Origin of the sequence: Flavobacterium columnare (assembly GCF_014844295.1) — a bacterium.
In the GTDB taxonomy this organism is placed as follows: domain Bacteria; phylum Bacteroidota; class Bacteroidia; order Flavobacteriales; family Flavobacteriaceae; genus Flavobacterium; species Flavobacterium columnare.
In genome coordinates, this window is sequence record NZ_CP054494.1 from 2861459 (window position 1) to 2887833 (window position 26375).

General features: G+C 29.2%; 28 protein-coding genes. 21 read left to right on the top strand and 7 right to left on the bottom strand.

Annotation, left to right across the window (positions count from 1 at the left end):
- Window positions 1–22: 22 nt before the first annotated feature.
- Window positions 23–1048 (bottom strand): threonine aldolase family protein, encoded by a 1026-nt coding sequence (locus HUE53_RS12570; RefSeq protein ID WP_065213957.1) that lies wholly within the window; start codon window positions 1046–1048, stop codon window positions 23–25.
- A gap of 123 nt (window positions 1049–1171) precedes the next feature.
- Here HUE53_RS12570 and prfB point away from each other — a divergent pair.
- The 5 genes from prfB (at window position 1172) to HUE53_RS12595 (ending at window position 5353) form a co-directional block, all read left to right on the top strand.
- Window positions 1172–2267, top strand: a protein-coding gene (gene prfB / locus HUE53_RS12575) for a peptide chain release factor 2 (protein WP_123906691.1) whose coding sequence is annotated in 2 segments (ribosomal slippage) — window positions 1172–1234 and window positions 1236–2267 — 1095 coding nt in all. Because the reading frame shifts where the segments join, the coding sequence is not laid out codon by codon here.
- Window positions 2268–2535: 268 nt separating this feature from the next.
- A complete protein-coding gene (locus tag HUE53_RS12580; protein ID WP_014164517.1) occupies window positions 2536–3156 on the top strand; it encodes an L-threonylcarbamoyladenylate synthase in 621 nt (206 codons plus the stop codon).
- Window positions 3157–3326: 170 nt separating this feature from the next.
- Window positions 3327–4127: a pyrroline-5-carboxylate reductase gene (gene proC, locus HUE53_RS12585; protein WP_077225300.1), complete on the top strand. Its 801-nt coding sequence runs from the start codon at window positions 3327–3329 to the stop codon at window positions 4125–4127.
- Between the two features lie 246 nt (window positions 4128–4373).
- A complete protein-coding gene (locus HUE53_RS12590; RefSeq protein WP_107317805.1) occupies window positions 4374–4667 on the top strand; it encodes a hypothetical protein in 294 nt (97 codons plus the stop codon).
- Window positions 4664–5353: a hypothetical protein gene (locus HUE53_RS12595; protein ID WP_192188550.1), complete on the top strand. Its 690-nt coding sequence runs from the start codon at window positions 4664–4666 to the stop codon at window positions 5351–5353. Before HUE53_RS12590 ends, HUE53_RS12595 begins: the two co-directional genes overlap by 4 nt.
- 131 nt (window positions 5354–5484) lie before the next feature.
- On the opposite strand, the gene HUE53_RS12600 is transcribed toward HUE53_RS12595, so the two are convergent.
- Window positions 5485–5877 (bottom strand): glyoxalase, encoded by a 393-nt coding sequence (locus HUE53_RS12600; RefSeq protein ID WP_138425024.1) that lies wholly within the window; start codon window positions 5875–5877, stop codon window positions 5485–5487.
- A gap of 239 nt (window positions 5878–6116) precedes the next feature.
- Between HUE53_RS12600 and HUE53_RS12605 the strand changes: the two genes are divergently transcribed.
- The gene (locus tag HUE53_RS12605; protein WP_065213602.1) at window positions 6117–6506 is read left to right on the top strand and encodes an acyl-CoA thioesterase; all 390 of its coding nucleotides are present in this window, start codon (window positions 6117–6119) and stop codon (window positions 6504–6506) included.
- A gap of 77 nt (window positions 6507–6583) precedes the next feature.
- Here the strand turns inward: HUE53_RS12605 and HUE53_RS12610 are convergent, their stop codons facing one another.
- The gene (locus tag HUE53_RS12610) at window positions 6584–7315 is read right to left on the bottom strand and encodes a biotin--[acetyl-CoA-carboxylase] ligase (RefSeq protein WP_014164524.1); all 732 of its coding nucleotides are present in this window, start codon (window positions 7313–7315) and stop codon (window positions 6584–6586) included.
- Between the two features lie 101 nt (window positions 7316–7416).
- On the opposite strand from HUE53_RS12610, the gene rsfS reads away from it, so the two are divergent.
- The 7 genes from rsfS to HUE53_RS12645 all read left to right on the top strand — a co-directional run bounded on the left by rsfS (window position 7417) and on the right by HUE53_RS12645 (window position 13008).
- Window positions 7417–7788: a ribosome silencing factor gene (rsfS, locus tag HUE53_RS12615; RefSeq protein WP_014164525.1), complete on the top strand. Its 372-nt coding sequence runs from the start codon at window positions 7417–7419 to the stop codon at window positions 7786–7788.
- Between the two features lie 14 nt (window positions 7789–7802).
- Window positions 7803–9725 (top strand): ATP-dependent zinc metalloprotease FtsH, encoded by a 1923-nt coding sequence (gene ftsH / locus HUE53_RS12620; protein ID WP_065213603.1) that lies wholly within the window; start codon window positions 7803–7805, stop codon window positions 9723–9725.
- A 106-nt stretch (window positions 9726–9831) separates the two neighbouring features.
- Window positions 9832–10437 carry an LUD domain-containing protein gene (locus HUE53_RS12625; RefSeq protein WP_014164527.1) on the top strand — a complete coding sequence of 202 codons (606 nt, stop codon included), beginning with the start codon at window positions 9832–9834 and terminating at the stop codon, window positions 10435–10437.
- A gap of 1 nt (window position 10438) precedes the next feature.
- Window positions 10439–11242 carry a phosphatidate cytidylyltransferase gene (locus tag HUE53_RS12630; RefSeq protein WP_014164528.1) on the top strand — a complete coding sequence of 268 codons (804 nt, stop codon included), beginning with the start codon at window positions 10439–10441 and terminating at the stop codon, window positions 11240–11242.
- Window positions 11232–11885: a phosphatidylserine decarboxylase family protein gene (locus HUE53_RS12635; RefSeq protein WP_192188551.1), complete on the top strand. Its 654-nt coding sequence runs from the start codon at window positions 11232–11234 to the stop codon at window positions 11883–11885. The genes HUE53_RS12630 and HUE53_RS12635 overlap by 11 nt, the downstream gene beginning before the upstream one ends.
- A gap of 1 nt (window position 11886) precedes the next feature.
- Complete coding sequence (locus HUE53_RS12640; protein ID WP_192188552.1) at window positions 11887–12153, top strand: acyl-CoA-binding protein; 267 nt, start codon at window positions 11887–11889, stop codon at window positions 12151–12153.
- Window positions 12154–13008, top strand: coding sequence for a superoxide dismutase (locus HUE53_RS12645; protein ID WP_192188553.1), 855 nt, complete (start codon window positions 12154–12156; stop codon window positions 13006–13008).
- An 894-nt stretch (window positions 13009–13902) separates the two neighbouring features.
- Here HUE53_RS12645 and HUE53_RS12650 read toward each other — a convergent pair.
- Together HUE53_RS12650 and HUE53_RS12655 are read right to left on the bottom strand one after the other, a co-directional pair.
- A complete protein-coding gene (locus HUE53_RS12650; protein ID WP_099046418.1) occupies window positions 13903–14055 on the bottom strand; it encodes a hypothetical protein in 153 nt (50 codons plus the stop codon).
- On the bottom strand, window positions 14052–14600 hold the full coding sequence (locus tag HUE53_RS12655) for a hypothetical protein (protein WP_014164533.1): 549 nt from the start codon (window positions 14598–14600) through the stop codon (window positions 14052–14054). The genes HUE53_RS12650 and HUE53_RS12655 overlap by 4 nt, the downstream gene beginning before the upstream one ends.
- Window positions 14601–14713: 113 nt before the next feature.
- Here HUE53_RS12655 and HUE53_RS12660 point away from each other — a divergent pair, with 113 nt between their 5' ends.
- Window positions 14714–15448 (top strand): DUF4369 domain-containing protein, encoded by a 735-nt coding sequence (locus HUE53_RS12660; protein WP_014164534.1) that lies wholly within the window; start codon window positions 14714–14716, stop codon window positions 15446–15448.
- Between the two features lie 47 nt (window positions 15449–15495).
- Entirely contained in the window at window positions 15496–15861 is a 366-nt protein-coding gene (locus HUE53_RS12665; protein ID WP_225556221.1) for a TlpA family protein disulfide reductase, read from the top strand.
- A 784-nt stretch (window positions 15862–16645) separates the two neighbouring features.
- Here HUE53_RS12665 and HUE53_RS12670 read toward each other — a convergent pair.
- On the bottom strand, window positions 16646–18502 hold the full coding sequence (locus tag HUE53_RS12670; protein ID WP_014164536.1) for a DUF349 domain-containing protein: 1857 nt from the start codon (window positions 18500–18502) through the stop codon (window positions 16646–16648).
- A gap of 341 nt (window positions 18503–18843) precedes the next feature.
- Entirely contained in the window at window positions 18844–21831 is a 2988-nt protein-coding gene (locus HUE53_RS12675) for a M4 family metallopeptidase (protein ID WP_192188554.1), read from the bottom strand.
- Between the two features lie 235 nt (window positions 21832–22066).
- On the opposite strand from HUE53_RS12675, the gene HUE53_RS12680 reads away from it, so the two are divergent.
- From HUE53_RS12680 to HUE53_RS12705, 6 genes are all read left to right on the top strand, one after another.
- A complete protein-coding gene (locus HUE53_RS12680; protein ID WP_192188555.1) occupies window positions 22067–23230 on the top strand; it encodes a molybdopterin molybdotransferase MoeA in 1164 nt (387 codons plus the stop codon).
- A 71-nt stretch (window positions 23231–23301) separates the two neighbouring features.
- Window positions 23302–24036, top strand: coding sequence for a sulfite exporter TauE/SafE family protein (locus tag HUE53_RS12685; protein ID WP_192188556.1), 735 nt, complete (start codon window positions 23302–23304; stop codon window positions 24034–24036).
- On the top strand, window positions 24037–24624 hold the full coding sequence (gene mobA, locus HUE53_RS12690; protein ID WP_014164540.1) for a molybdenum cofactor guanylyltransferase: 588 nt from the start codon (window positions 24037–24039) through the stop codon (window positions 24622–24624). It begins immediately after the preceding gene.
- On the top strand, window positions 24614–24856 hold the full coding sequence (locus HUE53_RS12695; protein WP_014164541.1) for a MoaD/ThiS family protein: 243 nt from the start codon (window positions 24614–24616) through the stop codon (window positions 24854–24856). Before mobA ends, HUE53_RS12695 begins: the two co-directional genes overlap by 11 nt.
- Before the next feature lie 11 nt (window positions 24857–24867).
- A complete protein-coding gene (locus HUE53_RS12700) occupies window positions 24868–25941 on the top strand; it encodes a ThiF family adenylyltransferase (RefSeq protein WP_014164542.1) in 1074 nt (357 codons plus the stop codon).
- Window positions 25934–26374 (top strand): molybdenum cofactor biosynthesis protein MoaE, encoded by a 441-nt coding sequence (locus HUE53_RS12705; RefSeq protein ID WP_065213608.1) that lies wholly within the window; start codon window positions 25934–25936, stop codon window positions 26372–26374. Before HUE53_RS12700 ends, HUE53_RS12705 begins: the two co-directional genes overlap by 8 nt.
- The last annotated feature ends 1 nt before the right edge of the window (window position 26375 follow it).

Genomic DNA, 26375 nt, shown 5'->3' on the forward strand with positions numbered 1-26375 from the left:
CCTATAGATTCTTTTTTAGAAATTACATAGCAACTTTTGGAAGTATATCTAAAACATATTCATGCATGACTTGACGATAATCTAAATGAGTTACCATTCGTAATTTTCCTTGTCCCATTGAGCTTATATGTATAGCTCTACTTTTTAGCTTCTCAAGAATCATTCTTTCATCTAAATAGGGGTGAATAGTAAAAATCACAATATTTGTTTCTACTGGTTCCACAGAAGCCACCCAAGGGAGCTGATTTAAAATAAAGGCCAGTTCTTGTGCTCTTTTATGATCTATTTTTAATCGTTCAAGATGATTATCTAAAGCATAAATACCTGCGGCAGCTAGATAACCTGATTGGCGCATACCTCCACCAAATATTTTACGAATGCGAAGAGCTCTTTTTATGGTTTTTTCATCAGAAATCAATAGAGATCCTACAGGAGCTCCTAATCCTTTTGAAAGACAAACGGATATTGTGTCAAACAATTCTCCAAATTGTCTAGGAGATTGTCCTGTAGCCACTAAAGCATTCCAAATACGAGCACCATCTAAATGATATTTGAGATTATTTTGAATACAAACTTGTTTTATTTCCTTTAAAGTTTGAATATCATAACAGGCTCCCCCTCCTTTATTAGTTGTATTTTCTATACTTACAAGACTTGTTTTTGGAGCATGATAAAACTCAGGATCATTAATAGCTTTTCGTACTTGATCTACATTTATCATTCCTCTATGTCCTTCAATTAAACTTAAAGAACAGCCACTATTAAACGCAGTTCCTCCGCCTTCGTATAGGTAAATATGTGACCACCGATCGCAAATAATTTCATCTCCTGGTTGTGTATTTAATTTAAGAGCTGTTTGATTAGCCATAGTACCAGATGGGAAAAATAAAGCAGCTTCCATCCCGAATAGGTTAGCAACTTTACTTTCTAGAGCATTAACTGTTGGGTCTTGTTTATATACATCATCACCCACTTTAGCATTAGACATAGCATGTAGCATCTCTTGTGTAGGTTTTGTAACGGTATCACTTACCAAATTTATTTCCATAATTATAAAAGGATTGGTACTTTTGCTTAGGAAAGGATTCTGTATAGTTACAGATAATGTTCCAAGTAAATACAAAAATAGTATTTTAATTTTTTTTAAAAACTCCAAAAATAGAAATTTATTATGACAAATGCCGATCAAATTAAAGGTATTATAGAACGCCTAGGAGCGTTGAGGAGGTATCTTTGACATAGATGCCAAAATGATTGAAATTACAAATGAGGAAGAAAAAACATTTGCTCCTGATTTTTGGAATAATGCCAAAGAAGCAGAAGGCATTGTAAGAAATTTGCGTTCTAAAAAAAAATGGGTTGAAGATTATAATAAAGCTGTTGAATTTGCAGATGAACTTCAAATAGCATTTGATTTTTATAAAGAAGGTGAATTTACAGAAGAAGAATTAGACGATCTTTATTTTCAAACTATAGAACATATAGAAACTATAGAATTTCGTAATATGCTTTCTGATGAAGGTGATGCAATGAGTGCCGTATTGCAAATTACAGCTGGAGCTGGAGGAACAGAAAGTTGTGATTGGGCTAGTATGCTCATGCGTATGTACTTAATGTGGGGAGAAAAAAACGGATATAAAGTAAAAGAACTGAATTTTCAAGAAGGAGATGTAGCAGGAATTAAGACGGTTACTTTAGAATTTGAAGGCGAATTTGCTTTTGGATACCTCAAAGGTGAAAACGGTGTTCATCGTTTGGTTCGTATCTCTCCATTTGATAGCAATGCAAAACGGCATACCTCTTTTGCTTCAGTTTATGTGTATCCTTTGGTAGATGATACAATTGAAATTGAAATTAGCTCGGCTGATATTGAAATCACTACAGCACGTTCAAGTGGTGCGGGAGGACAAAATGTGAATAAAGTAGAAACAAAAGTTCAATTATTACATAAGCCTACAGGTATTCAAATTCAATGTTCTGAAACTCGTTCACAGCATGATAATCGAGAAAGAGCTATGCAAATGTTACGTTCGCAATTATATGAAATTGAATTGAAAAAACGTCTTGAACAAAGAGCTGATATTGAAGCCAGTAAAATGAAAATTGAATGGGGATCCCAAATCAGAAATTATGTTATGCACCCTTATAAATTAATCAAAGACGTTCGAACACAATACGAAACTAGTGACGTAGATGGTGTGATGAATGGTAATTTAGATTCGTTTTTAAAAGCTTACTTAATGATGATGGGACAAAAAGAAGAATAATACAGCTTAATAAGATTAGTGAAGAGGTTGTTCAAAACTTTTTTGGACAGCCTTTTTATTACTAAACTATTCGGGAGTGCCTATTGAAGATCGTTTTTTTATAAAGGTTTCTTAGACAAAGGAAGCTTTAGGATAGCCTTTTTTTGAAAATAAAAATTTAAACAAATTAATATTCTATTTTATTTTTTATAGAAACTAAAAAGAAGTAAATTTAACCCAACTTAGGCTTTTATAAGCTCACTAAATTGACAATACTAATTAGAACGATATGGCTCAATTTCTAAAAATTTATCCTCAAAATCCAAATGAAAAAGAAATAGCAAAAGTTATTAAGATACTACGAGAAGGAGGCCTTATAATTTATCCTACAGATACCGTTTATGGTTTAGGATGTGACATAACTAATACCAAAGCTCTAGAACGAATAGCTAAAATAAAAGGAGTTAAACTTGAAAAAGCAAACTTTTCATTTGTTTGTAGTGATTTAAGTCATATATCTGATTATATCAAACAAATAGATACCTCTACTTTTAAAATTTTAAAAAGAGCTTTACCTGGGCCCTATACTTTTATTTTGCCGGGCAATAATAATCTACCCAAAGAATTTAAAAAAAGAACTACTGTAGGGATTCGTGTACCTGATAATTCAATAGCTATTGAAATTGTAAAACAATTGGGAAATCCTATTGTTTCTACTTCAATTCATGATGAAGATGAAATTATTGAATATACCACAGATCCTGAATTAATTTTTGAAAAATGGCAAAATATTGTTGATTTGGTTATTGATGGCGGTTATGGTGATAATCATGCTTCTACCGTAATAGATTTATCAGGTTTAGAGCCAGAAGTAATTCGTGAAGGAAAAGGAAGTTTAGATATTTTTTAAAGAAAATATACTAATAGTTTACAATCTTTTCATTTAAAACAAAAGGAGGCTCGAATGAAGTGAATAGGTCAAGCAAATTACATAGTGTGACTTCTTCTGTATACCTTAAGATACTACTTTTTAGACATCCACTTTAAAAAATATTTTCCCCAATTTTAAAATAATAAAAGATGAAAATAGCAATAGTAGGCTATGGGAATTTAGGTAAAACTTTTGCTGGAAGTTTTGTTAAATCCCATTTTATAAGAAAAGAAGATATATTTGTTTATACACGTACATTGCCAAAAAGAGAAGATTGTTTTTTAATTCCTTTAAATAATTTTTCTACAGATCATTTTCCTTTTACTGAAGAAATAGATATTCTTATATTAGCTGTAAAACCACAAGAATTTGAGAAAGTAGCAAAGGTTTTACGTGATAAATTAAATAAACAAATAATTGTCCTATCCGTAATGGCAGGTGTTTCAATTCAAAAAATAGCTACTTTATTACAAGTAAATAAGATTGTTCGTTCTATGCCTAATTTAGGAACTCAGATAGGGCAGGGGATGACTGTTTTTTCAGCATCAGATACAATCGATAAAAAAGAGTTATTTATCATTCAAAATTTAATCAATACTACAGGAAAATCTATTTATGTAGAAAATGAAGGAATGTTAAATCCAGCAACAGCCGTGTCAGGTAGCGGACCCGCTTATGTTTTTTATTTTATGAATGCTATGATACAAGCGGCAAGAGAATTAGGATTTTCTGATGCAGAGGCAGAATTGTTAGTGCATCAAACTTTTTTAGGAGCGGTAAGTCTAAAAGCATCTCTTGGATTGTCTAATGATGAATTAATTAAAAAAGTAGCTTCAAAAGGAGGAACTACAGAACAAGCTATTCTGCTTTTTAATGAAAATAATTTGAATATGATCATTAATAGAGCTATTCAAAGAGCTAATTCAAAAGCAATAGAATTAGGAGATTAACTTTTATTATTTTTGTAGTTGTAAAATTCTATAAGAAATAATGTAGATGATAAAATAAAAAATGATGATAAAAGAATGTTAGAGAATATGGTTTAATAATTCTAACAAGCACTGTACTTGAATGGTTTAAAACTAAGTGAATTTATTCAATATGATTTTTATGGCTTAATCAATATAGATATAGAGTATAAAGATTTTAATAATTATAAACAATAACGGTTGCATAATTAAATTATAAAAAATAAAATGAAAGGATTTAAGATTTTAATAGTAAGCATTTTGTTGTCAGGATTTGAAAATATAAGAGGACAACAAACTATTAATAATGTTAAGATAGGACTAGAAGGCCCTGTATATGGAGTTGTCTTAGATGTAGATACGTATGCTAAAAATTATACAGGAGGATGGGCTAGGGCATTTTGGATTGGTGAATATGGAAAACCTATATCAACGGCATTTGGTTCGTATGGAAATGCTTTAAATGGAAATTTAGACTTGTCGTACACTTTTATAGGTAAAGTTGGGATAATACGTATATGACCTTTTTACCTAATAAAAAAATAGGAATTGGTACCAATTCTCCTACTGAAAGATTAAAGGTTATAGGAGGAATTATGTCTGGAAATGAAAATGGAACAGGGGGAAGTTTATTTTTAGGAAATAGTTCGCATGGTTTAAAAAGAACTTCTAATGATGTAGAAATGTATACTCATGGAAATGATGGAAACTTAATATTTCATACTTTATTTAATCAGGAAAGAATGCGAGTAACTTCTGATGGAAATATTGGTATTGGAACAAATATTCCTGCAGCAAAATTAGATGTTAATGGGACAGCAATTTTTAAAAAGATAGAAATTGGTACCAATAATCCAGATGAAATGCTTGCGGTAAAAGGGAGTATTCATGCACAAGAGGTACGTATTGATCAAAAAATACCTGCAGATTATGTTTTTGAAAAATATTATAACGGAAAATCTATTTTAAAAGCTGATTATAAAATGCCTACTCTGGCAGAAATTGAAAAATATACTAAAGAAAACAACCATTTACCTAATATCCCATCTGCTAAAGAAATTCAAGAAAAAGGCTTTCAAATAGGAGAAATGACCAATTTGTTATTACAAAAAATAGAAGAGTTAACTCTTTATATCATAGAACAACAAAAGCGTATAGAAGCACTAGAAACCAAGCTAGCTAAAGAAAATAAGACTATTTACCGATAATTTAAAAGAGGATAGATTTTTAGTCTATCCTCTTAACTATCTATAATTATAAAACCTATTGCTGGTTGGTTGCTCCTCAGCAGAGCCAACTTCCTCTTGAATTTGATGTTGTAATATAAGCAATTTAAAATCTAAATAATTAATAATTGAATATTGTTTTTTAATCGTTCAATTATTAAATTTATCATCCTTTTGTTTAAGTTTGATGAGTTTTTTGTATATTCCGTATAGTCATCAAGGGTAAATAAGCCAATTACCATTCCTTTTAGAGAATTTCTAAACTTAATATCTTTTTGTAGGGCATTTTCGATATAAGTTAATTTTTTTTCCACAGAAAGAGTAAAAAAAACATTCTTTTGTTTAATAGCATAATTAATGAAAACTTGAATAAATAAATCATTCTGTAGTTTTAGTATAGGACGAATTGTCATATTTTGAAACAATTCTTCTGATGAAGATTCAACACTTATATTCCCTAAAGGCTCTCCTTTTAAAAGTAAAAGTTTATTATCGCGAGTTTCCATCTTCTATTTTTTATTAAATATAGTAAAAAATTTATTATTAAGAATTTACTCTCAAAAAAACGCTAATAAAATTCTGTTAAAAACCCAATGTTTTTAGTACACTTTTGAATAATGTCAATAGAAAAATAAAAAACAAAAAAGCTAATAAAGTCAATGATAAAGGTTTTAAAATAAATAGCTATAGGAATTAATATTTGATCTTCTAGAAATATGTAAATTTGTTCTTAATAAAATTAGGCATGAGATATAAGACACACAAATGGGTTAGACCAGAAGATTTAAACGCAAATGGAACTCTTTTTGGAGGAAAATTGTTATCTTGGATAGATGACGAAGCAGCACTTTATTCAATAGTTATTTTAAAAAATAATAAAATTGTAACGAAGTTTATGTCTGAAATAAACTTTATGAGTTCTGCTCGACAAGGCGATATTATAGAAATAGGATTAGATGTTATTAAATTTGGAAGTACCTCTATTACAATGAAATGTGAGGTTAAGAATGTAATGACAAAAGCTACTATTATTACAGTAGATTCTATTACGATGGTTAATTTGGACAGTTTTGGTCAACCGGCTAATCATGGTAAAACACAGTCTGACTTAGCCTTGGATGAAAAAAGTATTTAAACTTTTGCTTTCTATAAAATAATTTAAAATGCTTTAATCAATTTTTAGATAAAGCATTTTTTTATTCTCTTATTCCGTTAATAAAGCATTGTAATTTCCTTGATTCCAAAAGTCTGAATAGTATCATCTTCCATCATAATTTCAAGTAAACCATCATAATTTACTTTTTGAATAATGCCCATAAATTTTTTATTTTTTTGATCTTCAAATACAGCAGGTTTATGAATTTTAAATAAATAGGTATGATAATTTTTCCATAATTCTATTTTCCCATCCTTTTTTAACTTTTCTAGATTTATTTTTAATATATCTAAGATAGTAAATAATATTTCTTCTACATTATATTCCTTGTCAGTTATACGTTTTAATGAAGATGCTTTAGGTAAATTACTAAAATTCTCTTGATTTACATTTAGGCCAATTCCTATAATGGATTCTACCTGTTGATTTTCTTTAAAATTATTTTCTATTAATATACCTGAAATTTTTTTATTTCCTGACATAATGTCGTTTGGCCATTTTATGTGTAAGTCAGGAATTTGATATTTTTCAAGAGCCTCTTTAATAGTTACAGCAACAGTTATATTAAGGTCAAAAATAGTAATGTTATGATCTGTTATTTTGTTTATCAATATACTGGTTATTAGGTTTTTATCTTTTTCTGTGTTCCAGCTACTTCCCATTTGTCCTTTGCCTTTCCATTGGCTCTTAGCTGTAACTACTGTGAAATTTTCAAGGCTCTGATTTTGTGAAAGTTTTTTTAAAAAATCATTTGTAGAATCTATGGCATTGAGTTTGATTAACTTCATGTAATGTGATTTGAAATAGTAAAAATTAAGTATCTATATTTTTATCTTTCAAAATAAAGACAAAAAAGAATAACTTTGCGAAAAATAATTATTAAAGATAAATGGCGAACAAAGAAGTAGGAAACGATATTTTATTAGCAAATATCATTAAAGGTATTGAAGACGTAAAAGGGAATGATATAGATATTTTAGATCTTAGAGAATTAGAAAATACAGTTTGTGATTATTTTGTGATTTGCAATGGTACCTCGAATACACAAGTTAATGCAATTGTAAATTCAGTTCAAAAGGCTGTTTCAAAAGAACTCAAAGAAAAACCTTGGCATGTAGAAGGAACTGATAACGGAGAATGGGTATTAATGGACTATGTTCACATAGTTGTTCATGTTTTCCAAAAACACATCAGAGAATATTACAACATAGAAAGTCTTTGGGGAGATGCTAAAATTACATCAATCGAAAATAAATATTAATTGTTAGAGTATCTATGTCAAAAGAAAATAAGCAAAATAATTTTAAATTTAATCCTTGGTGGATATACGTTTTAATAGGAACGGTATTTATAGGGATGTATTTATCAGGACAATCTCGTTGGATTGAACCCACTAAAACAAATGTTTCTAAGTTTTATGAGTTTTTAGAAGCAGGAGATGTAGATAAAGTAGAAGTAGATAATGATCGTTTTGTTACGGTTTATTTAAAAGAAACTGCTTTAGCAAAAGAAGCTCATACAAAGTTACCCAAAGAAGATCTATTAGGAGGTAAAAATGTAGGTCCTCATTATTCTTTCGAAATTAGTGGCGAAGATGGTAGTTTTTCTAAAGATTTAAAAGAAGCTAAATTAGCAAAAAAACTTTCTCAATACGAATACAAGACATCAGGTGGATGGACTGATTTTATGATTCAGTTATTACCTATTTTTATCTTGATTGGATTTTGGATTTTTATGATGCGTCGTATGTCTGGAGGAGGCTCAGGAGGCGGAGGACAGATTTTTAATATAGGACGATCAAAAGCTAAACTTTTTGATGAAAAAACAGATGTAAAAGTTACTTTCAAGGACGTAGCAGGATTAGAAGGAGCTAAAGAAGAAATTCAAGAAATTGTAGAATTTTTAAAAAACCCAAAAAAATATACGGATTTAGGAGGTAAGATACCTAAAGGAGCTTTATTAGTTGGGCCTCCAGGTACAGGTAAAACATTGTTAGCAAAAGCAGTAGCAGGGGAAGCTAAAGTTCCATTCTTTTCCCTTTCTGGTTCTGATTTTGTAGAAATGTTTGTAGGAGTAGGGGCATCTAGAGTTCGTGATTTGTTCAAACAAGCCAAAGAAAAGTCACCAGCAATTATTTTTATTGATGAAATAGATGCGGTGGGTCGAGCAAGAGGAAAAAGCAATTTTTCAGGATCTAATGATGAGCGTGAAAACACATTAAATCAGCTTTTGACCGAAATGGATGGATTCGGAACAGATACCAGTGTAATTGTACTAGCTGCTACCAACCGTGCAGACGTGTTGGACAAAGCTTTAATGCGTGCGGGACGTTTTGATAGACAAATTTATGTTGATTTACCAGACATTCGTGAACGTAAAGAAATTTTTGAAGTACATTTAAAACCTTTAAAAAAGGTAGAAGGTTTAGATACTGACTTTTTGTCAAAACAAACACCAGGATTTTCAGGAGCGGATATAGCTAATGTGTGTAATGAAGCCGCTCTGATTGCAGCTAGAAACAACAAATCTGCAGTAGACAAACAAGACTTTTTAGATGCAGTAGATCGAATTGTAGGAGGACTCGAAAAGAAAAATAAAATAATTACAGTAGAAGAAAAAAGAGCAATAGCAATTCATGAGGCTGGACATGCTACAGTGAGTTGGATGTTAGAACATGCAGCACCACTTGTAAAAGTAACTATTGTACCTAGAGGACAAAGTTTAGGAGCCGCTTGGTACCTGCCAGAAGAAAGACAAATCGTTAGACCGCATCAGATGTTAGACGAAATGTGCGCCACAATGGGAGGTCGCGCTGCTGAAAAAGTAGTTTTTGATATGATTTCTACAGGAGCTTTAAGTGATTTAGAAAAAGTAACAAAACAAGCACGTGCTATGGTTACTATATATGGATTAAATGAAACATTAGGTAATGTAACTTATTATGATTCTTCAGGACAATCCGATTATAATTTTTCTAAACCGTATTCAGAAGAAACAGCTTTGACAATAGATAAAGAAATATCGGCTATTATTGAAAAACAATATCAACGCGCTATTCATATTCTGCAAGAAAACAAAGAAAAGTTAGAGCACTTGGCAGATATTTTAATAGAAAAAGAAGTAATCTTTAAGGACGATTTAGAGCAAATTTTTGGAAAACGTCCGTATGATAAACCTTTACAGGAAGAAATTGTTTAAAACTTAGTTAATAAAAACTTTAAAAAACTCAATCTTATGTTAAAATTAGATTGAGTTTTTTTTAACTTTGCCAATTAAATCAACTACTTCTATTTGTAAGTAATATATGAGTATTTTTAGGAAAATTTTTGGGTCAAGTAATGATGCTTCTCAAGAAGCTAATGAAAGTGAATATAATCCTTTTCAAGAAGTAAATGTTAATTTACCAGTAGATGAGTTGTTCACCTTGAATTTTAAAAAGAATGGAGGCAAATTCTTATACTGTGAAAATTTAGCAGAATTAAATGAACAATTTGAAAATATTTTAGAAGAGAATGATTGGTTCGAATCAGAGGCTATTTGCTTGGAATCAAAATTATTTGGAATGCTAGATTCTAATAATATAACCTATCTGAATACTACAAGGCCTAAATTTTTATTAGCAACTTGTGAAGGACTTATTGCAGAAGACGGTTCTATTATGTTTTCTTCTAGTCAAATAAAACATAATAAAATTAACGAACTGCCAGATAGTATAGTAGTAATAGGAGCCACCAGCCAGATGGTTCCAGGTAAAAGTGATGGATTGAGGGAAATTAAAAAACGATATACCACTAATTATCCAACGAATATTACAACTATTAAGTATTTCGAAAAAGTTAAAGAAGAAGATTTTCTTCATTACGGAAGTTCTCCAAAAAATGTATATTTACTTTTATTAGAAGATTTATAGCATGAACGAAACATTAGTCCGTGCATTATCAGGCATTGTATATATTGCTTTGTTAGTGTCTGCTACTCTATATTCAGAAGAATCCTTTTTAATTCTTTTTGGACTTTTTTTATTGCAAGCAGTAAATGAGTTTACAAATTTAGTTAGGATGAACAAATGGCTGGCTTTTTTATTAGCTATCATTTCGTATCTTAATTTTACCTACTTTAATAACTATCCTTTTAACAATTGGATGCTTACCATCATCAGTTTAATGGTATTGATTTTTCTTTGTAGTTGGTTATTTAATAATAAAATAAAAAACATCACTGCTTTGCATTGGATCCTATTAATAGGTTATATTATCATCCCATTCATACTAATTACTAAACTGGGTGAAATAAATGATAATCATTATCCTCATATTATTATAGCAATTTTTATTTTAATATGGACAAATGACACATTTGCCTATATAGTTGGTAAAAAAATTGGAAAAAGGAAGTTGTTTGAAAAAATATCACCCAAAAAAACAATAGAAGGTTTTTTAGGAGGTGCCCTCTTTGCTATATTGGCAAGTTTTATAATTGGGATATATTATGTAAATTTGTTTCCGTTAGTATATTGGGTTTTGATTGCTTTATTTACGAGTTGTTTTGGAACCATTGGTGATTTAGTTGAATCAAAATTCAAACGCTTAGCTGGGGTTAAAGATAGTGGTAATATTATGCCAGGTCATGGAGGAATATTAGATAGACTAGATAGTATTATTTTTACAACTCCATTTGTTTATTTATTATTAAAAATTGTAGGATATGTTTCATAAAGAAGGAATTAAAATTATTTCAGTAGCTTCATTGGTAATGATTATCAGCTTGTTTTTAGCGGATAAATTTCTAGTTGATATTATATGGTTACGTTTGACTGTACAAATAGTAGTGTTATTTTTATATGTAATGATTTTACAATTTTTTAGAAATCCTAACAGAACAATACAACCTAACGGACATACAATATTAGCTCCTGTTGATGGTAAAGTAGTAGTCATAGAAGAAGTATACGAAGAAGAATACTTTAAGGATAAACGTTTGATGGTTTCTATATTTATGTCTCCAATAAACGTTCATGTTACTCGTTACGCTGTTTCTGGAATAGTTAAATACAGCAAATATCATCCAGGAAAATATTTGGTAGCTTGGCATCCAAAAGCTAGTACGGAAAATGAACGTACTTCCGTGGTCGTTCAAAATAAAGTTTTTGGAGAAATTATGTATCGTCAAATTGCAGGAGCCTTAGCAAAAAGAATTGTAAATTATGCAAAAGAAGGAGATCTAGCTACTCAAGGAACTGATGCAGGATTTATAAAATTTGGTTCTCGTGTAGATTTATATTTACCTTTAGGAACTAAGGTTAATGTACAACTACAAGAAAAAGCAATTGGAAATTACACAGTTATTGCGCAAGCTTAAAATGTTTGATCAAGAATTAGATATTAAACTTAAGGAGGCTTTCATGAAAGTTTCTAAAATGCAACAGGACTCTCTTCCTCAGGATATTATGTTGCGTTTATATGCCTATTACAAACAAGCCAGTTATGGCTCTATGTCTAATATGAAGTATAGTAATCTGGATGTACGCGATGCTTTTAAATTAAACGCTTGGATGCAGGTAAGCCATTTGTCTATTGAGGAAGCTAAAAAAAGTTATATTGATTTAGTAAATGAAATAGTTGTATAAATGGATAAAAAAAAAATAGTTATCATAAATTGTTGGGTTGCATTATCTTTTTTAAGTTGTAAGAAAGATACCTTGGTAGAAGTAGTAGATGTTCCTGCTACTCCCATAATCGCTGTTGAAAAAAGAGATACCAAACCGTCCGATTTAAAAGCTAATGAAGGATCTTTTCAATTATACAATTTAACTTATGATTACAAAGCTTTAGAACCTTATATAGATTCTAATACTTTAGAGCTACATTATTCAAAATATTTGTTGCCCTATGTTAATGCTTTAAATAAATCGGTTATAGGAACAAAATATGAAGTATTAGATTTCTTAAATATATTTAAAAACCTAAATTATTCGGATACTGATGTTCGTAATTATGCAGGAGCAGTATACAATCATAATTTTTACTTTGAATCTATTGCCCCAAAAGCTGGTGGACAGCCTAGCGGTGAATTATTAGAGGCTATTAATAGAGATTTTGGTTCTTTTGATCAGTTTATTCAAAGTTTTTCAGAAGCCTCTATAAGAATTAATGGTTCAGGTTGGACTTGGTTGCTTTCGGATAAATACGGGAAATTAAGAATTATTACCACAGCCAATAATGATGCACCTCAGATGAAAACACTAGGTATTAAAGGAGTTCCCTTATTATGCTTAGATATGTGGGAACATGCGTATTATTTAAAATTTCAAAATAGAAAAAGAGAATACGCTAATACATTTTTTAGTATAATTAATTGGCCTAAAATAGAAGAAAGATATAGTGCTTTTCCAAAATCTACTTACCCGACTGCTAGTCCCGTTTCAACGACAACTATAGAGGAAGAATCTAATTTAGTTCCTCTAGAAGATAAAAAAGAATAATATCTTTTTAATTCTAAAATCAATAGAGTGTAAGAATAATAAAATTTTATTTATTATTCTTACACTCTTCGCTTAAAATAATAAATCTATAGAAAATATAGAGAGATAATGTGTTCAATATAATATTAATAGGTTCAAAAAGTCGTTCTAAAGTGTAATATTTTTGAAGAATAAATATTAGATTTTGCATTACAAATGAAATAGTACTTATAAGTAAAAAATAATTTTTATTGTTAACATCTTTGTTTTCTAAATAATAATTAGATAATGAAAGCCCCCCTAATAAAGACATTAATAAACCATTAAATAGAAGTACTAAAAAATTGTAGGTATAAAAATCTTTAAATAAAAATATAATATACAAGTAAAAGAATAAAAATGGGATTGTGGAAATTGCAATGGGAATAGGTTCTTTTCTAGTTATACTTTTATAAACTAATATAAGACTAAGTAATCTATTAATTAAATAAGCAATCATTCCATAAAATAAAAAAGATTTTGTTTTATATTGAAAAAAGAAATTGCTTATAGTTACAAAAATAAGAATTCCTATAAAAAGAGAATTTCTCCTTGATGAACTGTATATATAGAGTATTTGTAAGGATATTAGACGTAATAGTCCAAAATAGGAGAATATCGAATTTATTTTAAAGATTTCATTTGTTAAAAAGAATAATGCTGTAGTAAAATAAATAATACTTATTATTTTTATTGTCCTTTTTTGGGCCAAATCCTCCATAATTTTACTTTTATTACTTATTATGTCGTTTACAAGAGACAATAGAATTTAAGAATTATAAGCAGGAATGAATCAATTCCTTTCTCAAATTTAATAAAAAGATAATTATGTAAGAAAAAAATGCCTAATTTTTTTCTGTTTTTAAATGAAATAAATTATATGATATTTGATTCTGTTTTTTTAGAAAAACTATTAATAATTTCTTTTAATTTGTATTTTCTTTTAATTTTTTTACTTTCTTTTTTTTCTTTGTTTTTTTTAAGTTTATTATTAAATTTTTGAATATTTTCTTCGTTTTTACGACTCATAGGTATTTCTTTTTTATTTCATCTAAGGTTAGTTCTGTATAGATTAAATCATGTATTATTTTTTCTCTTAAAATAGTAATATCGTCATCAAAATATTTTGCCCAATTCGTAAGATTTAAAATATTACGAGCATTTTTTAATCTTTTTTGAGTTTCCTTACTCGTTCTTAAAATAGCACAGCCATTGTAATCTTTTGTTTGTTTATGCAGATAATGAATTTCGTTACGTGTTAGATCCCAATCGATATAATATAATTTTTCAATTTCATTATCTGGAAAAAAACTATCCCAAGTAGCAAAGCCTAATTTGTATTTAGAAGGTTCTAACTCCTGATCTATTAATCGCCACTTTGAATTTGCAAATCGTCCCCAATGATTGGATAATCTATAAATACCTTTTTCTATATAAAAATATTTGCTGCCTGATTTACTTATAAAATCAGGTGTTAAGCAAGAAACAGATGAATGGGGAACCTCAGTAAATACACAAAAAGTTTTTTTGAGTGAATTTATCTTAGGATAATATTTAGAATTTGTTTTCTTCAAAATTTTAAATAAAACTTAAAAATGATTTATATAACTACAAAAAGGTTATTTTTGTGGTTCAAAATTAGTAAAACTATTTTATAGTTCTTTATATTATTAACAAATACATACAGATGAAAAAAATTTTAGGAATCAGTTTAATAACCTTATCTATTGCATGTAATGGTATAATTGGTAATGGATTTAAATTTGAAGGAGAAATCAATGGCTTAAAAGATGGTACAAAAGTGTTTTTACAAAAACAAGATGAAAATACAGGTATGCCTGTAGCTATTGATACAGCAAAAATAGAAAAAGGTAAATTCGTTTTTGAAGGTGAAGCAAAAGAACCGCAAGTACACATGGTTTCTATTGAAAATCAACAAGGAGGTTTCGTTTTTATTTTAGAGAAAGGAAATATAACAGCAAAAATTAATAAAGACAGCATTCCATTGGCTAAAGTTGGAGGTACTTATAATAACGATGAATTGATTAAGTACAATACAGAAATGATGGGAATATCTAAGCGTATGATGTCGTTTCAAAAAGAAAACATGGCAAAAATGGAAGAAGCTCAGAAAGTAAATGATTCTGTTACAATGCAAAAATTAAATACAGAGTTTTCTAAATTTCAGGAAGATTTTATTACTTCTGGGGCTAAGTATATTAATGAAAATCCAAAATCATTCATATCATTATTATTAATTCCTACACTTTTTAATACTCCAAATGCAGATATAGTTAAGATTAAAAAATCTTTTGATGCTTTAGAAAATGATATAAAAGAAACGACCGCTGGTAAAAAAATCAAAAAGCAATTAGAAGATTTTGAAAAAGCAATGGCAGGAACAAAAAAAAAAATAAAGTAACTAAAAAGGCTCCTAACTTTAGTGCTAGAACACCTGATGGTAAAACACTGAGTTTAAAAGAGGTTTTAGGAAAAGTTACTTTAATCGATTTTTGGGCTTCTTGGTGTGGTCCTTGTCGAAAAGAAAATCCAAATGTAGTGGCTCTTTATAAAAAATGGCATTCAAAAGGATTAAATATTATAAGCGTATCTTTAGATAAAGATCTAACAAAATGGAAAGAAGCCATTAATAAGGATCAATTAACTTGGAATCATGTTTCTAATTTGAAGCAATGGGAGGATCCAATTGCTAAAATGTATCAAATAGAAAGTATTCCATCAACAGTATTAGTTGATGAAAAAGGAAATATTATAGATACGAATCTTTTTGGTGAAGATTTAGAAAATGAGATAAAAAAAATATTAACCAAATAAAATTCTAATTTTTATAGAATTAATTTAAGATATTTTTGATAAAAAAGAACACTTTTTTAGCGAATTTTAATTATTAAAATTATTCATTATCCGACAAAGGGAGAAATCATATAGTACTGATAATGTGGCTTCTCCTGTTGTCGAGGTGATAAATTAGATGTTGAGTTACTACTTTTTAGTACCTTTTTTGTAGAATTATCGGAACTCTAATGGTTAAGAAAACAATATATTGTCGTTCAAGTATTCATTTTTTTAATCAAACGGATTGATTTTTATACTTTGTACTGGTATTTTAAAGGAAAAATAAATTAACCGTTATTTAAACTTTGAATTTTCTTTTCTGATTATTACCCTTGTTCTTTTGTAATGTATCCCGTAAGTTCCCTCAAAGAGAAAACGTGAGGATATGATTTAGCTAAAATGAAAGCTTTCTTAAGACAATATCTTGATAAATTGAAGGTTAAAAGAGATTAAAGACTTCTTTTCGGTTGAAAAGGTGTATGCTTTTAGGAATCCCTTTTTGGATATTTTGAAGACTTTTGTATATAAAACAGCATTTTTGAGTTTTTTATAAACAAAAAAGTTTATTGAAACGAATTTCAATAAACTTTTGGTAATATCCTATTTTACAATATTTCATAGCATTTTATCAAATATTTAGACTATTAAGGTTGTTAAGCATAGGGAGAAATCACAGAATATTGATCATGTGATTTCTCCTGTTGTGAGGGGTAAAATGAATATTAAATTATTTTTGTATAACTTCTTTATCGTTTCAATAGAATTAAAGCGTGTGGATTTGCTTTAACTTTTCTTTCCACATAGCTAATTCCTCTCTGTTACGTTCAATATTTTTCTTTACTTCAATAATCATAGGATTATCTTTTTTGGCATTAGAAAAGAATTGAATATTATTTTCTAATTGAAAAATATCGTTTTGAACTTCTTCTATTTTTCGTTGAATAAAAATCTTTTCTCCGTCTATTTTATGTTGTCCTTCTTGGCTTAATTGTTCTAAACGGCTATTGAATCGTACCATTTCGGCTTCACGTTTACTTGATGTCAAATGATCAAATAATCCATCGAGTACTTTATTGAACTTACCTTCTATATGTCTTCTAGAAAAAGGTACTTTACCAAATGATCTCCAAGTTTCTATATGATTCTTTATAGCTTCTAAATCTTTTTTATGATCTCCTGAAAGGGTAAACGTCTTTACAATTTCTAAATAATCTTTTTTCTTATCGAAAGCAACAATTTCAATAGCCTCATTTTGGTTTCTAAAGGCCGTTAATCTATCAAAATAGTGATTGCAAGCTTCTTTAAATTCTCCCCAAACACTATCCGAAAACTTTTTAGGAACATGACCTATTAATTTCCAATCTTCTTGGATTTTTTTCATGATAGGGGTAGTTTCATCAAAGTTGTCATTATTCATTAACTCTTTTGCTTTAGCAACTAAGGCATTTTTTTTATCTAAATTGGACTGTTGTTCCTTTTTGATATCTTTATAAAAAGAGTTTTTGCTAGCATTAAAATTTCGAACAGCATTTTTAAAATCAGCCCACGTTTGCTCATTTACTTCTGTGGGTACTTTGCCTGCTTCAAAAAAAGCTTTTCTTAATTGTTCTATTTTGTTTATTTGCCCTTGCCAAGAAGAGTGTATAATTATTTTTTCTTGAGTAATTTGAGTAATTTGGTTTATAATATCTTTTTTTAGGGCTAGATTTTCTTCCTCTTTTAAGCGTTGTTGTTCAAATAAACCTTCACGTTTTTCGTGCATTTGTTTCGTTACTTCGCTAAAAGCTTTCCAAATTTCTTCTCTATTTTCTTTAGATACAGGACCTATTTCTTCCTTCCAAACTTTATGTAATAATTGAAGTTCTCTAAAAGCTTTAAAAACATCTAACTCTTCTAAAAGACCTTTAGCTCTTTCTATAATTTTTAATTTTTTGTCTAAATTATGTTTAAATTCTAAATCACGAGCTTCTCTATCTAGATGTAATAAATCATAAAAGTTTTCTAGATGAAAATGGTAGTTATTCCAAACATGGTTGTATTTGTCTTTAGGTATTGACCCCGCATTTTTCCAGCGATCACGGATGTCATTAAATTGCTTCAATAAATCTTTTATTTCAGCATTTGAAGCTAGTAATGTTTTAAGTTCTTCAATTAGATTTAGTCTATTTTGAAGATTCGATTTTAACTTAGCTTCTAAATTCTTGAAGTGGGTATTTTTTTTGTCTTTATAATTATTATATAATGAATCAAATTTTGTTTTTGTAGGATAATAGTATTCAAAATTCTCAATCGGGTTTTCATGTAAAAATTCTTCTTTTTTTTCTTCAATAAAATGAGTGTATTTAGATAAAAAAGCAGATTTTATTTCTTCTACATGATTACGAATGGCCATAATCTTGTCAGTAGAAAGCAATTGCTCAAATTCTGTTACTAATAAATCCATACTCATGGTATGATAATCTTTCATTGGAATTTCGTGTTCATCTTCCAATGTATTATCTTCACTTACTTCTGCATTTAAGTTTTCGATGGTTTCTATCGCTAATTGAGTATGTGATTGCGATAGATTGTGATCATTTCCATCTGCTTTTAGCAGGTTATCATTCATTTCTTCTTGCATATTGCAGGATATTTACAGTTAATAATATTTTGCACAAGTTAATAAAATCAAATTTAAATAAAAAATAATAAGGTTATAAAACCTTTTTATATTGACGATTTAGAATTGTTGTAAGAAAATATTTTATACCTGAGATAGAATAAAAAAGAAGGTTTCCAAAAGTAGATAACTAACACTTAGTTTTTATTTAGACAAAAAGAAACCTAATAATGGATATATTATTTGATTTATTTTATCTGTTCATTCTGAACTTTCTTGGTAAATTAGAAAGAATTGATTAAACAAAGCTAAATGATAAGATTGTCTACTTTTTGGATACCTTCTTTAGAGATTTTTTAAAATTAATTTATAATAATTCTTCTTGATTCTTTTTTATTTTTACTTTCTATATTTAAAATGTAAACACCAGAAGAAATATTAGATAAATCTATCTCATTATTAAAGACAGAACCTTTTACTTCATATTTTCTTTCAAATACATTTCTACCACCTAAATCAAAAATTTTAACTTTTACTTCTTGGTCTGTAGACAAAGTAATATCAAATTTACCATTCGATGGATTAGGAGAAATTTCAAAGTATTCAAAATTATTTATTTCATTTCCTAAAGTTCCTTGTATAACAAAATTATCAATGAAGACTCCTTCTTGATTTGAAGCATCGTCTGATATAAAAGTAAATCTGAAAATAGCATTTGATGCTGGGCCTACTTCTGTTAGGCTTTGACTATAATTTCTTTTATTACCATTGTTTCCATTACCTCCTGAAGGAGCAATATGATAATCGCCAGTCCATTGTTTTCCAATGCAATTGAAGCAATCCACACCATTAGGCATTCTAGAACTGTTATACCAAGTGTTATTCATCTCCCCCAGAGGAGTCCAAGTGGCTCCATTATTGGTTGAATATTCAAAATAAATAATATCCCAGTTACTTTCAAGATCAAATGCCATATCAAAACTTACCCTTGCATTGGTTAAGTTTGATAAATTATAACATTGAGAAACTAAGTAAGACGTAGTTTTATCAGGATAGTTTCCTACTAATTTTGTAGCATACCCTGGTGAATTACCAGTAGCTGTAACTGATAGATTGGTTTTGTTCACGATACCTCTTTCCCAAACAGTATTGCTTTTTCCTCCTTTATCTACAGATATTAAAGCGTCATTAGCTGTATTAAATGTGTTTATAGAGCCTATATTTCCAGAATCATTTACTAAGATGACCATAGATTTGGTATTATTAGTTGTTAAACCATCATTTGTTATGTTAGTAGTAACATTTAGTATGTGGTAACCTCGAGTCAGCCCATTTATGTTTATAGCTTCTGTTGCTTGTTGGCATTGAGCTAAATTGCCACTCCAATTTAGGGTAGAACTTGCCCCACCGTCTATATTATAAGTTATCGTAGCAGCATTAATAATATTAGATCCTCCATTTTCAAAAGTAACTATAGGGTTATAGGATGCACCACAATTTACATTTAAATTGCCTCCTTGTAAAGATTTTAAAACAATGTCATTGGCAACAGCATTGTATGCGCTTCCAACATTTACAGCATACCAAGCATTAGTAACGGATTGTACTTCTGGACTTGATGCGCAATATAAAGAATTTGCTACAGCTATGGTTGCATTTCTACAATCCATAAAAGTAGAGTTAGGAGTTAAATAATCTCTTTCAGCATAATAAGCTATTTGTGCTGCTTTAGTCATACCTATTCCTTGAACATTATAAACATCTTGTCCACCGTTTGCTAAACTAGCATTGTTAGTACCTGATTTACCAGCCGTTAATATGTAAAACCAATGATTTAAAACACCGCTATTAGTGTGTACACCACATTGATCATTTGCCTCATTTGGATCAGCACATTCAGGAGTAACTCCAGTATCATCTTGTGTATCTACATAATACAATCCTAAAAAAGTATCAGGAGCCCTTTTCGTATTAGGGTAGCTCATAGATCGTAAAGAGGGACCAATATCTTCTCCTAATTTCCAAACATTTAATGTACCAGGACTGGCAGTATCAGCTGCTGCATTCAGATTGCCGTTTTTAGCATATTGTTCAATACATGCTCCCCAAATATCTGAAAATCCCTCATTCATTGCTCCGGATTGATTTTTATATGCTAAATCGGCTGTATAGGTACATACAGCATGTCCTATTTCATGACCACAAATATCAACAGCTGTTAAGGCATCTAAATCAGTTCCTTTGCCATAGCTCATAAATTGACCATCCCAAAAGGCATTGTCACTAGAGCTATTTGTGGGATCAACTATGGCTAGATCAAGATTAACATAGCTTTTTATAACGCTTCCTTTGTTATCAAAACTGTCTCTATTGAAAATAGTTTTCCAAAAATCATACGTTTTTAGAGCACCCCAATGCGCATCTAAGCCGGCATCATCTTTAGCTGCATTGTGAAATTCGGCAGCTGTCCAGTTATTGTCATCATCTGTAAAATGAGAATTAGCATAATTACCATTAGCACAATTATAGGTAACAATACCTTTTCCTCTTGTGGCATCGGATAAAATATATCTGTTTAAATTTGTATCAAAAGTGGTTTCTATACTTCTGTTACCACTATAACGAGTAGCTGCATTTCCTGAAGCTAATGCTGAAGGAAGAATAATATTTTCTATTTGCTTACCTGTTCTTTTTATTTGATCTTTTGAAACTAAATTTTTATGGAAGTGTTTTATTAAAGGATTTGTATATAAAAGAGCTCCTGTGTTAGCATTAATATAATATTCTTTTCTAGAAATAGGTTTTACAGAATAGATATCGTATTTGTATGCTAGATATATTTTTCCGGAATTAGTATCAGGAAAAATGACTAATTCTCCTTTAGGTTTTTCATATTCAAAAACTTTAGATTGTTCTGGATTTTCCCATAAATATTTTTCTGCATTTGCGTAATCTAAAGCATATTGAAAACACCTCTGAGCTGAAAGTTTAGGAGTTAAATCTAGTGATTTTGCATTATATAGTTCTGCATTTACTAATTCAACTAAGCCATTTTTTTCATGGGTAATAACAGTTCCAAATTCTACTTTTAATCCTTTGTAATATTGTTGATGCCTTTGATGTGTAAGGCCTGTAATATCAGAAGTTACTGAGCTAATTTTGTATTGATTCTCTTTACCTAGTCCATACGTTTTTTCTATAGCGTCTAAAGCTTTTTCACGAGAAGACGCTTTATCCATACGCAATGTTTTTTGATGTTCTTTCTTAGATTCAAATTTTGCGTTTTCTTGTGCTTGCAGATTTGAAATCATAGATAGTATAGAAAATAATGCAATATAATTTTTTTTCATACCTATTAGTTTTATTATTAGCCCATAATATTAACAATTTTTTAAGATAAATAAAAGAGGTGTGTTTCTTTTTTGTAACATTTTTACTTTTTTAAAACTTTAAGTATGCCTAAAAACGAACCATATAAGTTTGCAATATAATTTTAGTAGTAAAATGCTCTTAATCTATTTTATTAATATAAAAGACTTTCATTACTTTTACATAATTAGTTAAGGATTAAATAAATCAAAAAAGATGGTATCTGTTCAAGAGGCTTTAAAAAAAATAGAAGAAATAGAAGTAGAACTTTTTACAAAAGAAATTTTATTAAAAGATTCTAATGGTTATGTACTTGCTTCAGATATTATTTCACCAATAGATATGCCACCGTTTAAGCAATCAGCAATGGATGGTTTTGCTGTGAACAAATTGGATTGTTTAGATTTTAATATAATTGGGGAAATAAAGGCAGGTGATGCTATTCAGCTTCTACTTAAAGAATCTCAAGCAATAAAAATATTTACTGGAGCTGCGGTTCCTAATGATGCCATAGCGGTAATTCCTATTGAAAAGTGTAAGATTGAAAAGAATAGATTAATTTTATCAGAATTACCTAAATATGAGGAAAATATTAGACCTATAGGAGAACAAATACGATTAGGGGATATTGCTTTACAAAAAGGTATTCCGCTTACCCCCGCTGCTATTGGCTTCTTATCTTGTCTAGGAATTATTCACGTAACAGTATATAAAAAACCTTCAGTAGGAATTGTTGTAACTGGAAATGAATTAATTGCCCCAGGAAATGAATTAGCATTTGGTCAAATTTATGAAAGTAATAGTATTATGTTGCAATCAGCTTTAAATGATTATACAGAAGATGTTTCGATTTATAAAGTAAAAGACAATCTAGAGCTTACTACTATTGCCATTCAAAAAGCATTGTTAGAACATGATATGATTCTTATTTCAGGAGGGATATCCGTAGGTGATTATGACTTTGTATATAAAGCTTTAGCGGATTTAAAGATAAAAACCCTTTTCTATAAAGTTAGTCAAAAACCAGGGAAACCTTTGTATGTAGGATTAAAGGATTCTAAAATAGTGTATGCTTTACCTGGAAATCCAGCGGCTTCGCTTAGTTGTTATTATATTTATGTATTGCCTATTATAAAAAAAAGAATGGGTCTTATTCCTGATACATTTAAAAAAGTTCCTATTTCACATGATTATATTATTAAAAACACAAGGACTCAATTTTTAAAAGCCTATTATGATGGAGAAAGAGTAACGATACTTAGCCATCAAAATTCCAATATGCTGAATACTTTTGCTTTAGCTAATGTTCTTGTAAGACTTGAAGCAGGGGAGTATATAGTTAAATCAAATTCTATAGTTGATATTTATCATATAAATTAAAATATTAAAAAGATAAATTTGTCTTATTAAGGTGACGAGTACTGTTAAGATCTCGTAAAATTTTAATTAAGATGAATATTGAGTCAAATCTATTTTTATTTCTCATAGCAAGCATTGCCTTTTTGTATGCCAGTATAGGACATGGAGGGGCAAGTGGGTACTTGGCACTGATGAGTTTGTTTTCATTTTCGCCCGAAGTCATGAAACCCTCAGCGTTAATCCTAAATATATTAGTGTCTTCAATTGCCTTTTTATTTTTTTATAAATCAAAACAATTTCGCTGGAAATTGTTTTATCCTTTTGCTATTACCTCAATTCCATTTTCGTTTATCGGAGGTTTTTTTAGAATAGACACCTATTTATACAAAATAATTTTAGGCATTATTTTACTCTTTGTCGTAGTAAAAATACTAGTATTTGAACCGAAAGAAAAGCACGAAATGAAGGTTATTCATTTGAAAAAAGCCCTTCTAATAGGAGCTTTCATAGGTTTTATATCAGGTATTTTAGGCATAGGGGGAGGCGTGATTTTAAGTCCTGTTATTTTGTTATTAAATTGGGGACGTATGAAAGAAACAGCTGCTGTTTCTGCCTTATTTATATTCGTTAATTCCATATCTGGAATCTTAGGTTTTTTGGCAAATAAAGGGCAATTTCCGCTACAAATGACTCATATTATTCTAGTTGTACTTATAGGAGGTGTTTTGGGAGCTTTTTATGGCAGTAAAAAATTTAATAATATGACTCTAAAGTACATCTTATCTTTTGTATTAGTGATTGCTTCTACTAAATTAATAGTTCTTTAGATGAACATAACAGGATACATATTAGCAGGAGGAAAAAGTAGTCGGATGGGAGTAGAAAAAGGACTTCTCTTACTTAATAATATTCCTTTTATAAAGTGTATAAAAGATGCTCTAGACCCTATTTGTAATACGATTCAAGTTATTACCTCTAATCTTGAATACAAAAGAATGGGGTTTTATACCATTGAAGATCTTATAAAAGAGAAAGGACCTGTGGGAGGAATTTATACAGCTTTGAGTTGTTCAAAAACACCTTATACAATTATTGTAAGTGTAGATACTCCATTAATTACTACTGAGTTAATGGAAATATTGATTAAAAATCATATTGATAAAAGCAGTAGCATTACCATTTTTGGAAATGAACAAAGTGATAATCCTCTTATTGGTATTTACAACACGGATTTAAAAATAGTATTTAAAGAAGCTATTGTTAGTAACACATTACAATTAAGAAAAGTATTAAAAAATATTAAAACTCGAAGAATTGCTATTCCTGAAGGGTTTCAATATCAATTACAGAATATTAATACAAAAGAGGAATACAAAATTATTGTAAATCAATTTACGGATAAAAATGCAAATTAAGATTAAATATTTTGGTCAACTTACGGATGTTACGCATAAAGAAGAAGAGATTATTGTAATAGATAAACATGAGATTGTTTGTGCTGAAATCATTCAAATTTTATCATTTAAGTACGAAAAATTAAAAGAAATTTCTTTTAAAATAGCAATTAATAAAAAAATTCAAGACTCAGAATATATTGTAAATAAGGAAGATGAAATTGCTTTACTTCCTCCTTTTGCAGGAGGATAAAATTTATAAAAATGAATATTTTAAAACGTTATAATCGTCAAATAAGCTTAGAAAAGATAGGCGTAATAGGTCAACAAAAATTGGGATTAGCAAAAGTTCTTGTAGTTGGAGCAGGAGGGTTGGGGTGTTCTGTATTACAAAATTTAACTGCAATGGGAGTAGGTACGTTAGGTATTATAGATGGGGATGTGGTTGAAGAAACTAATTTAAATAGGCAAGTTTTGTATACTTTAAACGATTGTGGGCAAAGTAAATCAGAGGTTGCTAAAAAAGCTCTAAAAAAAAGCAATTCGTTTATAAAGATTCATACTTATCCTGTATTTTTAAATGAAACGAATGCGTATAAACTCATTCAAGAATATGATATAATTGTTGATTGTACCGACGAAATTCAAATACGTTATTTAATTAATGATATATGTTTACTTACAGAAAAGCCTTTTGTATACGCATCTATTTATAAATTTCAAGGACAATTAAGTGTTTTTAATTATAATAACGGCCCTAGTTATAGATGTTTGTTTCCTGAACAAAAAAACAATTCTATTTCCAATTGTACAACCAATGGTGTTTTAGGAGTTTTACCCAATATTTTAGGTACCATGCAAGCAGCAGAAGTAGTTAAAATAATACTTCAAATAGGAAAAATAGTTTCAGGAAAAGTGCTTTTATATGATTTGTTATTACAAAGTACTACTGAAATTGAATTTTTAAAAAATGAAAAGCAAATAAGATTAGGTTATAAAAAAGGTCTTAAAATAAAAGAAGCTAATAAAGAATCATTTGAAGATATGAATGGTGTTGAATTTCTTAAAAAATGTAAAAACAACCAATACAAAATTATTGATTTAAGAGAAAAAGATGAATTACCTAATTTACCATTTCAATGTATAGAGTCAGTTCCTTTAAGTCAGTTATATGATGTATGTCAGAATTGGGATAAAAATGAAAAAATAATTCTTATTTGTCAAAGTGGAATAAGAAGTTCCCAGGCAAAAGAGAAACTCAAAGAAATAGGTTTTAAAAATATAGGGCAATTAAAATATGGAATCAATTCAATTCTTAATGTATTAGAAAATGAATAGACTAAAACAAAACGTTTTTATTAAAGGCGCTATACAGTCCGAATTTATAGCTACTTCAATTACAAAACATCAAGCAAAAAAAGATATAGGAGCACATCAACTCTTTTTAGGTCAAGTACGGGCTGATAATATTCAGAACAAAAAAGTAATAGCTATAGATTATTCTGCTTATGAAGAAATGGCGGTAGAAAAATTAGATGAAATTAGAGAAAATACCTTTCAGAAATATAGTATAACTTGTATGCACATCTACCATAGTCTAGGAAGAGTAGAAGCAGGCGAACTCTGTTTATTTGTATTTGTTTCTGCACCTAGACGAAAAGTGACTTATGAAGCTTTAGAATATATAGTTGAAGCAATAAAAAAAGAAGTCCCCATTTTTGGAAAAGAAATCTTAGAAGATCAAAGTTATACATGGAAAAAAAATCAATAAT

Coding starts and splice junctions, on each gene's coding strand:
- HUE53_RS12570 (WP_065213957.1), bottom strand. CDS start 1,048: ATGGAAATAAATTTGGTAAGTGATACCGTTACAAAACCTACACAAGAG.
- HUE53_RS12580 (WP_014164517.1), top strand. CDS start 2,536: ATGGCTCAATTTCTAAAAATTTATCCTCAAAATCCAAATGAAAAAGAA.
- proC (WP_077225300.1), top strand. CDS start 3,327: ATGAAAATAGCAATAGTAGGCTATGGGAATTTAGGTAAAACTTTTGCT.
- HUE53_RS12590 (WP_107317805.1), top strand. CDS start 4,374: ATGAAAGGATTTAAGATTTTAATAGTAAGCATTTTGTTGTCAGGATTT.
- HUE53_RS12595 (WP_192188550.1), top strand. CDS start 4,664: ATGACCTTTTTACCTAATAAAAAAATAGGAATTGGTACCAATTCTCCT.
- HUE53_RS12600 (WP_138425024.1), bottom strand. CDS start 5,877: ATGGAAACTCGCGATAATAAACTTTTACTTTTAAAAGGAGAGCCTTTA.
- HUE53_RS12605 (WP_065213602.1), top strand. CDS start 6,117: ATGAGATATAAGACACACAAATGGGTTAGACCAGAAGATTTAAACGCA.
- HUE53_RS12610 (WP_014164524.1), bottom strand. CDS start 7,315: ATGAAGTTAATCAAACTCAATGCCATAGATTCTACAAATGATTTTTTA.
- rsfS (WP_014164525.1), top strand. CDS start 7,417: ATGGCGAACAAAGAAGTAGGAAACGATATTTTATTAGCAAATATCATT.
- ftsH (WP_065213603.1), top strand. CDS start 7,803: ATGTCAAAAGAAAATAAGCAAAATAATTTTAAATTTAATCCTTGGTGG.
- HUE53_RS12625 (WP_014164527.1), top strand. CDS start 9,832: ATGAGTATTTTTAGGAAAATTTTTGGGTCAAGTAATGATGCTTCTCAA.
- HUE53_RS12630 (WP_014164528.1), top strand. CDS start 10,439: ATGAACGAAACATTAGTCCGTGCATTATCAGGCATTGTATATATTGCT.
- HUE53_RS12635 (WP_192188551.1), top strand. CDS start 11,232: ATGTTTCATAAAGAAGGAATTAAAATTATTTCAGTAGCTTCATTGGTA.
- HUE53_RS12640 (WP_192188552.1), top strand. CDS start 11,887: ATGTTTGATCAAGAATTAGATATTAAACTTAAGGAGGCTTTCATGAAA.
- HUE53_RS12645 (WP_192188553.1), top strand. CDS start 12,154: ATGGATAAAAAAAAAATAGTTATCATAAATTGTTGGGTTGCATTATCT.
- HUE53_RS12650 (WP_099046418.1), bottom strand. CDS start 14,055: ATGAGTCGTAAAAACGAAGAAAATATTCAAAAATTTAATAATAAACTT.
- HUE53_RS12660 (WP_014164534.1), top strand. CDS start 14,714: ATGAAAAAAATTTTAGGAATCAGTTTAATAACCTTATCTATTGCATGT.
- HUE53_RS12670 (WP_014164536.1), bottom strand. CDS start 18,502: ATGCAAGAAGAAATGAATGATAACCTGCTAAAAGCAGATGGAAATGAT.
- HUE53_RS12675 (WP_192188554.1), bottom strand. CDS start 21,831: ATGAAAAAAAATTATATTGCATTATTTTCTATACTATCTATGATTTCA.
- HUE53_RS12680 (WP_192188555.1), top strand. CDS start 22,067: ATGGTATCTGTTCAAGAGGCTTTAAAAAAAATAGAAGAAATAGAAGTA.
- HUE53_RS12685 (WP_192188556.1), top strand. CDS start 23,302: ATGAATATTGAGTCAAATCTATTTTTATTTCTCATAGCAAGCATTGCC.
- mobA (WP_014164540.1), top strand. CDS start 24,037: ATGAACATAACAGGATACATATTAGCAGGAGGAAAAAGTAGTCGGATG.
- HUE53_RS12695 (WP_014164541.1), top strand. CDS start 24,614: ATGCAAATTAAGATTAAATATTTTGGTCAACTTACGGATGTTACGCAT.
- HUE53_RS12700 (WP_014164542.1), top strand. CDS start 24,868: ATGAATATTTTAAAACGTTATAATCGTCAAATAAGCTTAGAAAAGATA.
- HUE53_RS12705 (WP_065213608.1), top strand. CDS start 25,934: ATGAATAGACTAAAACAAAACGTTTTTATTAAAGGCGCTATACAGTCC.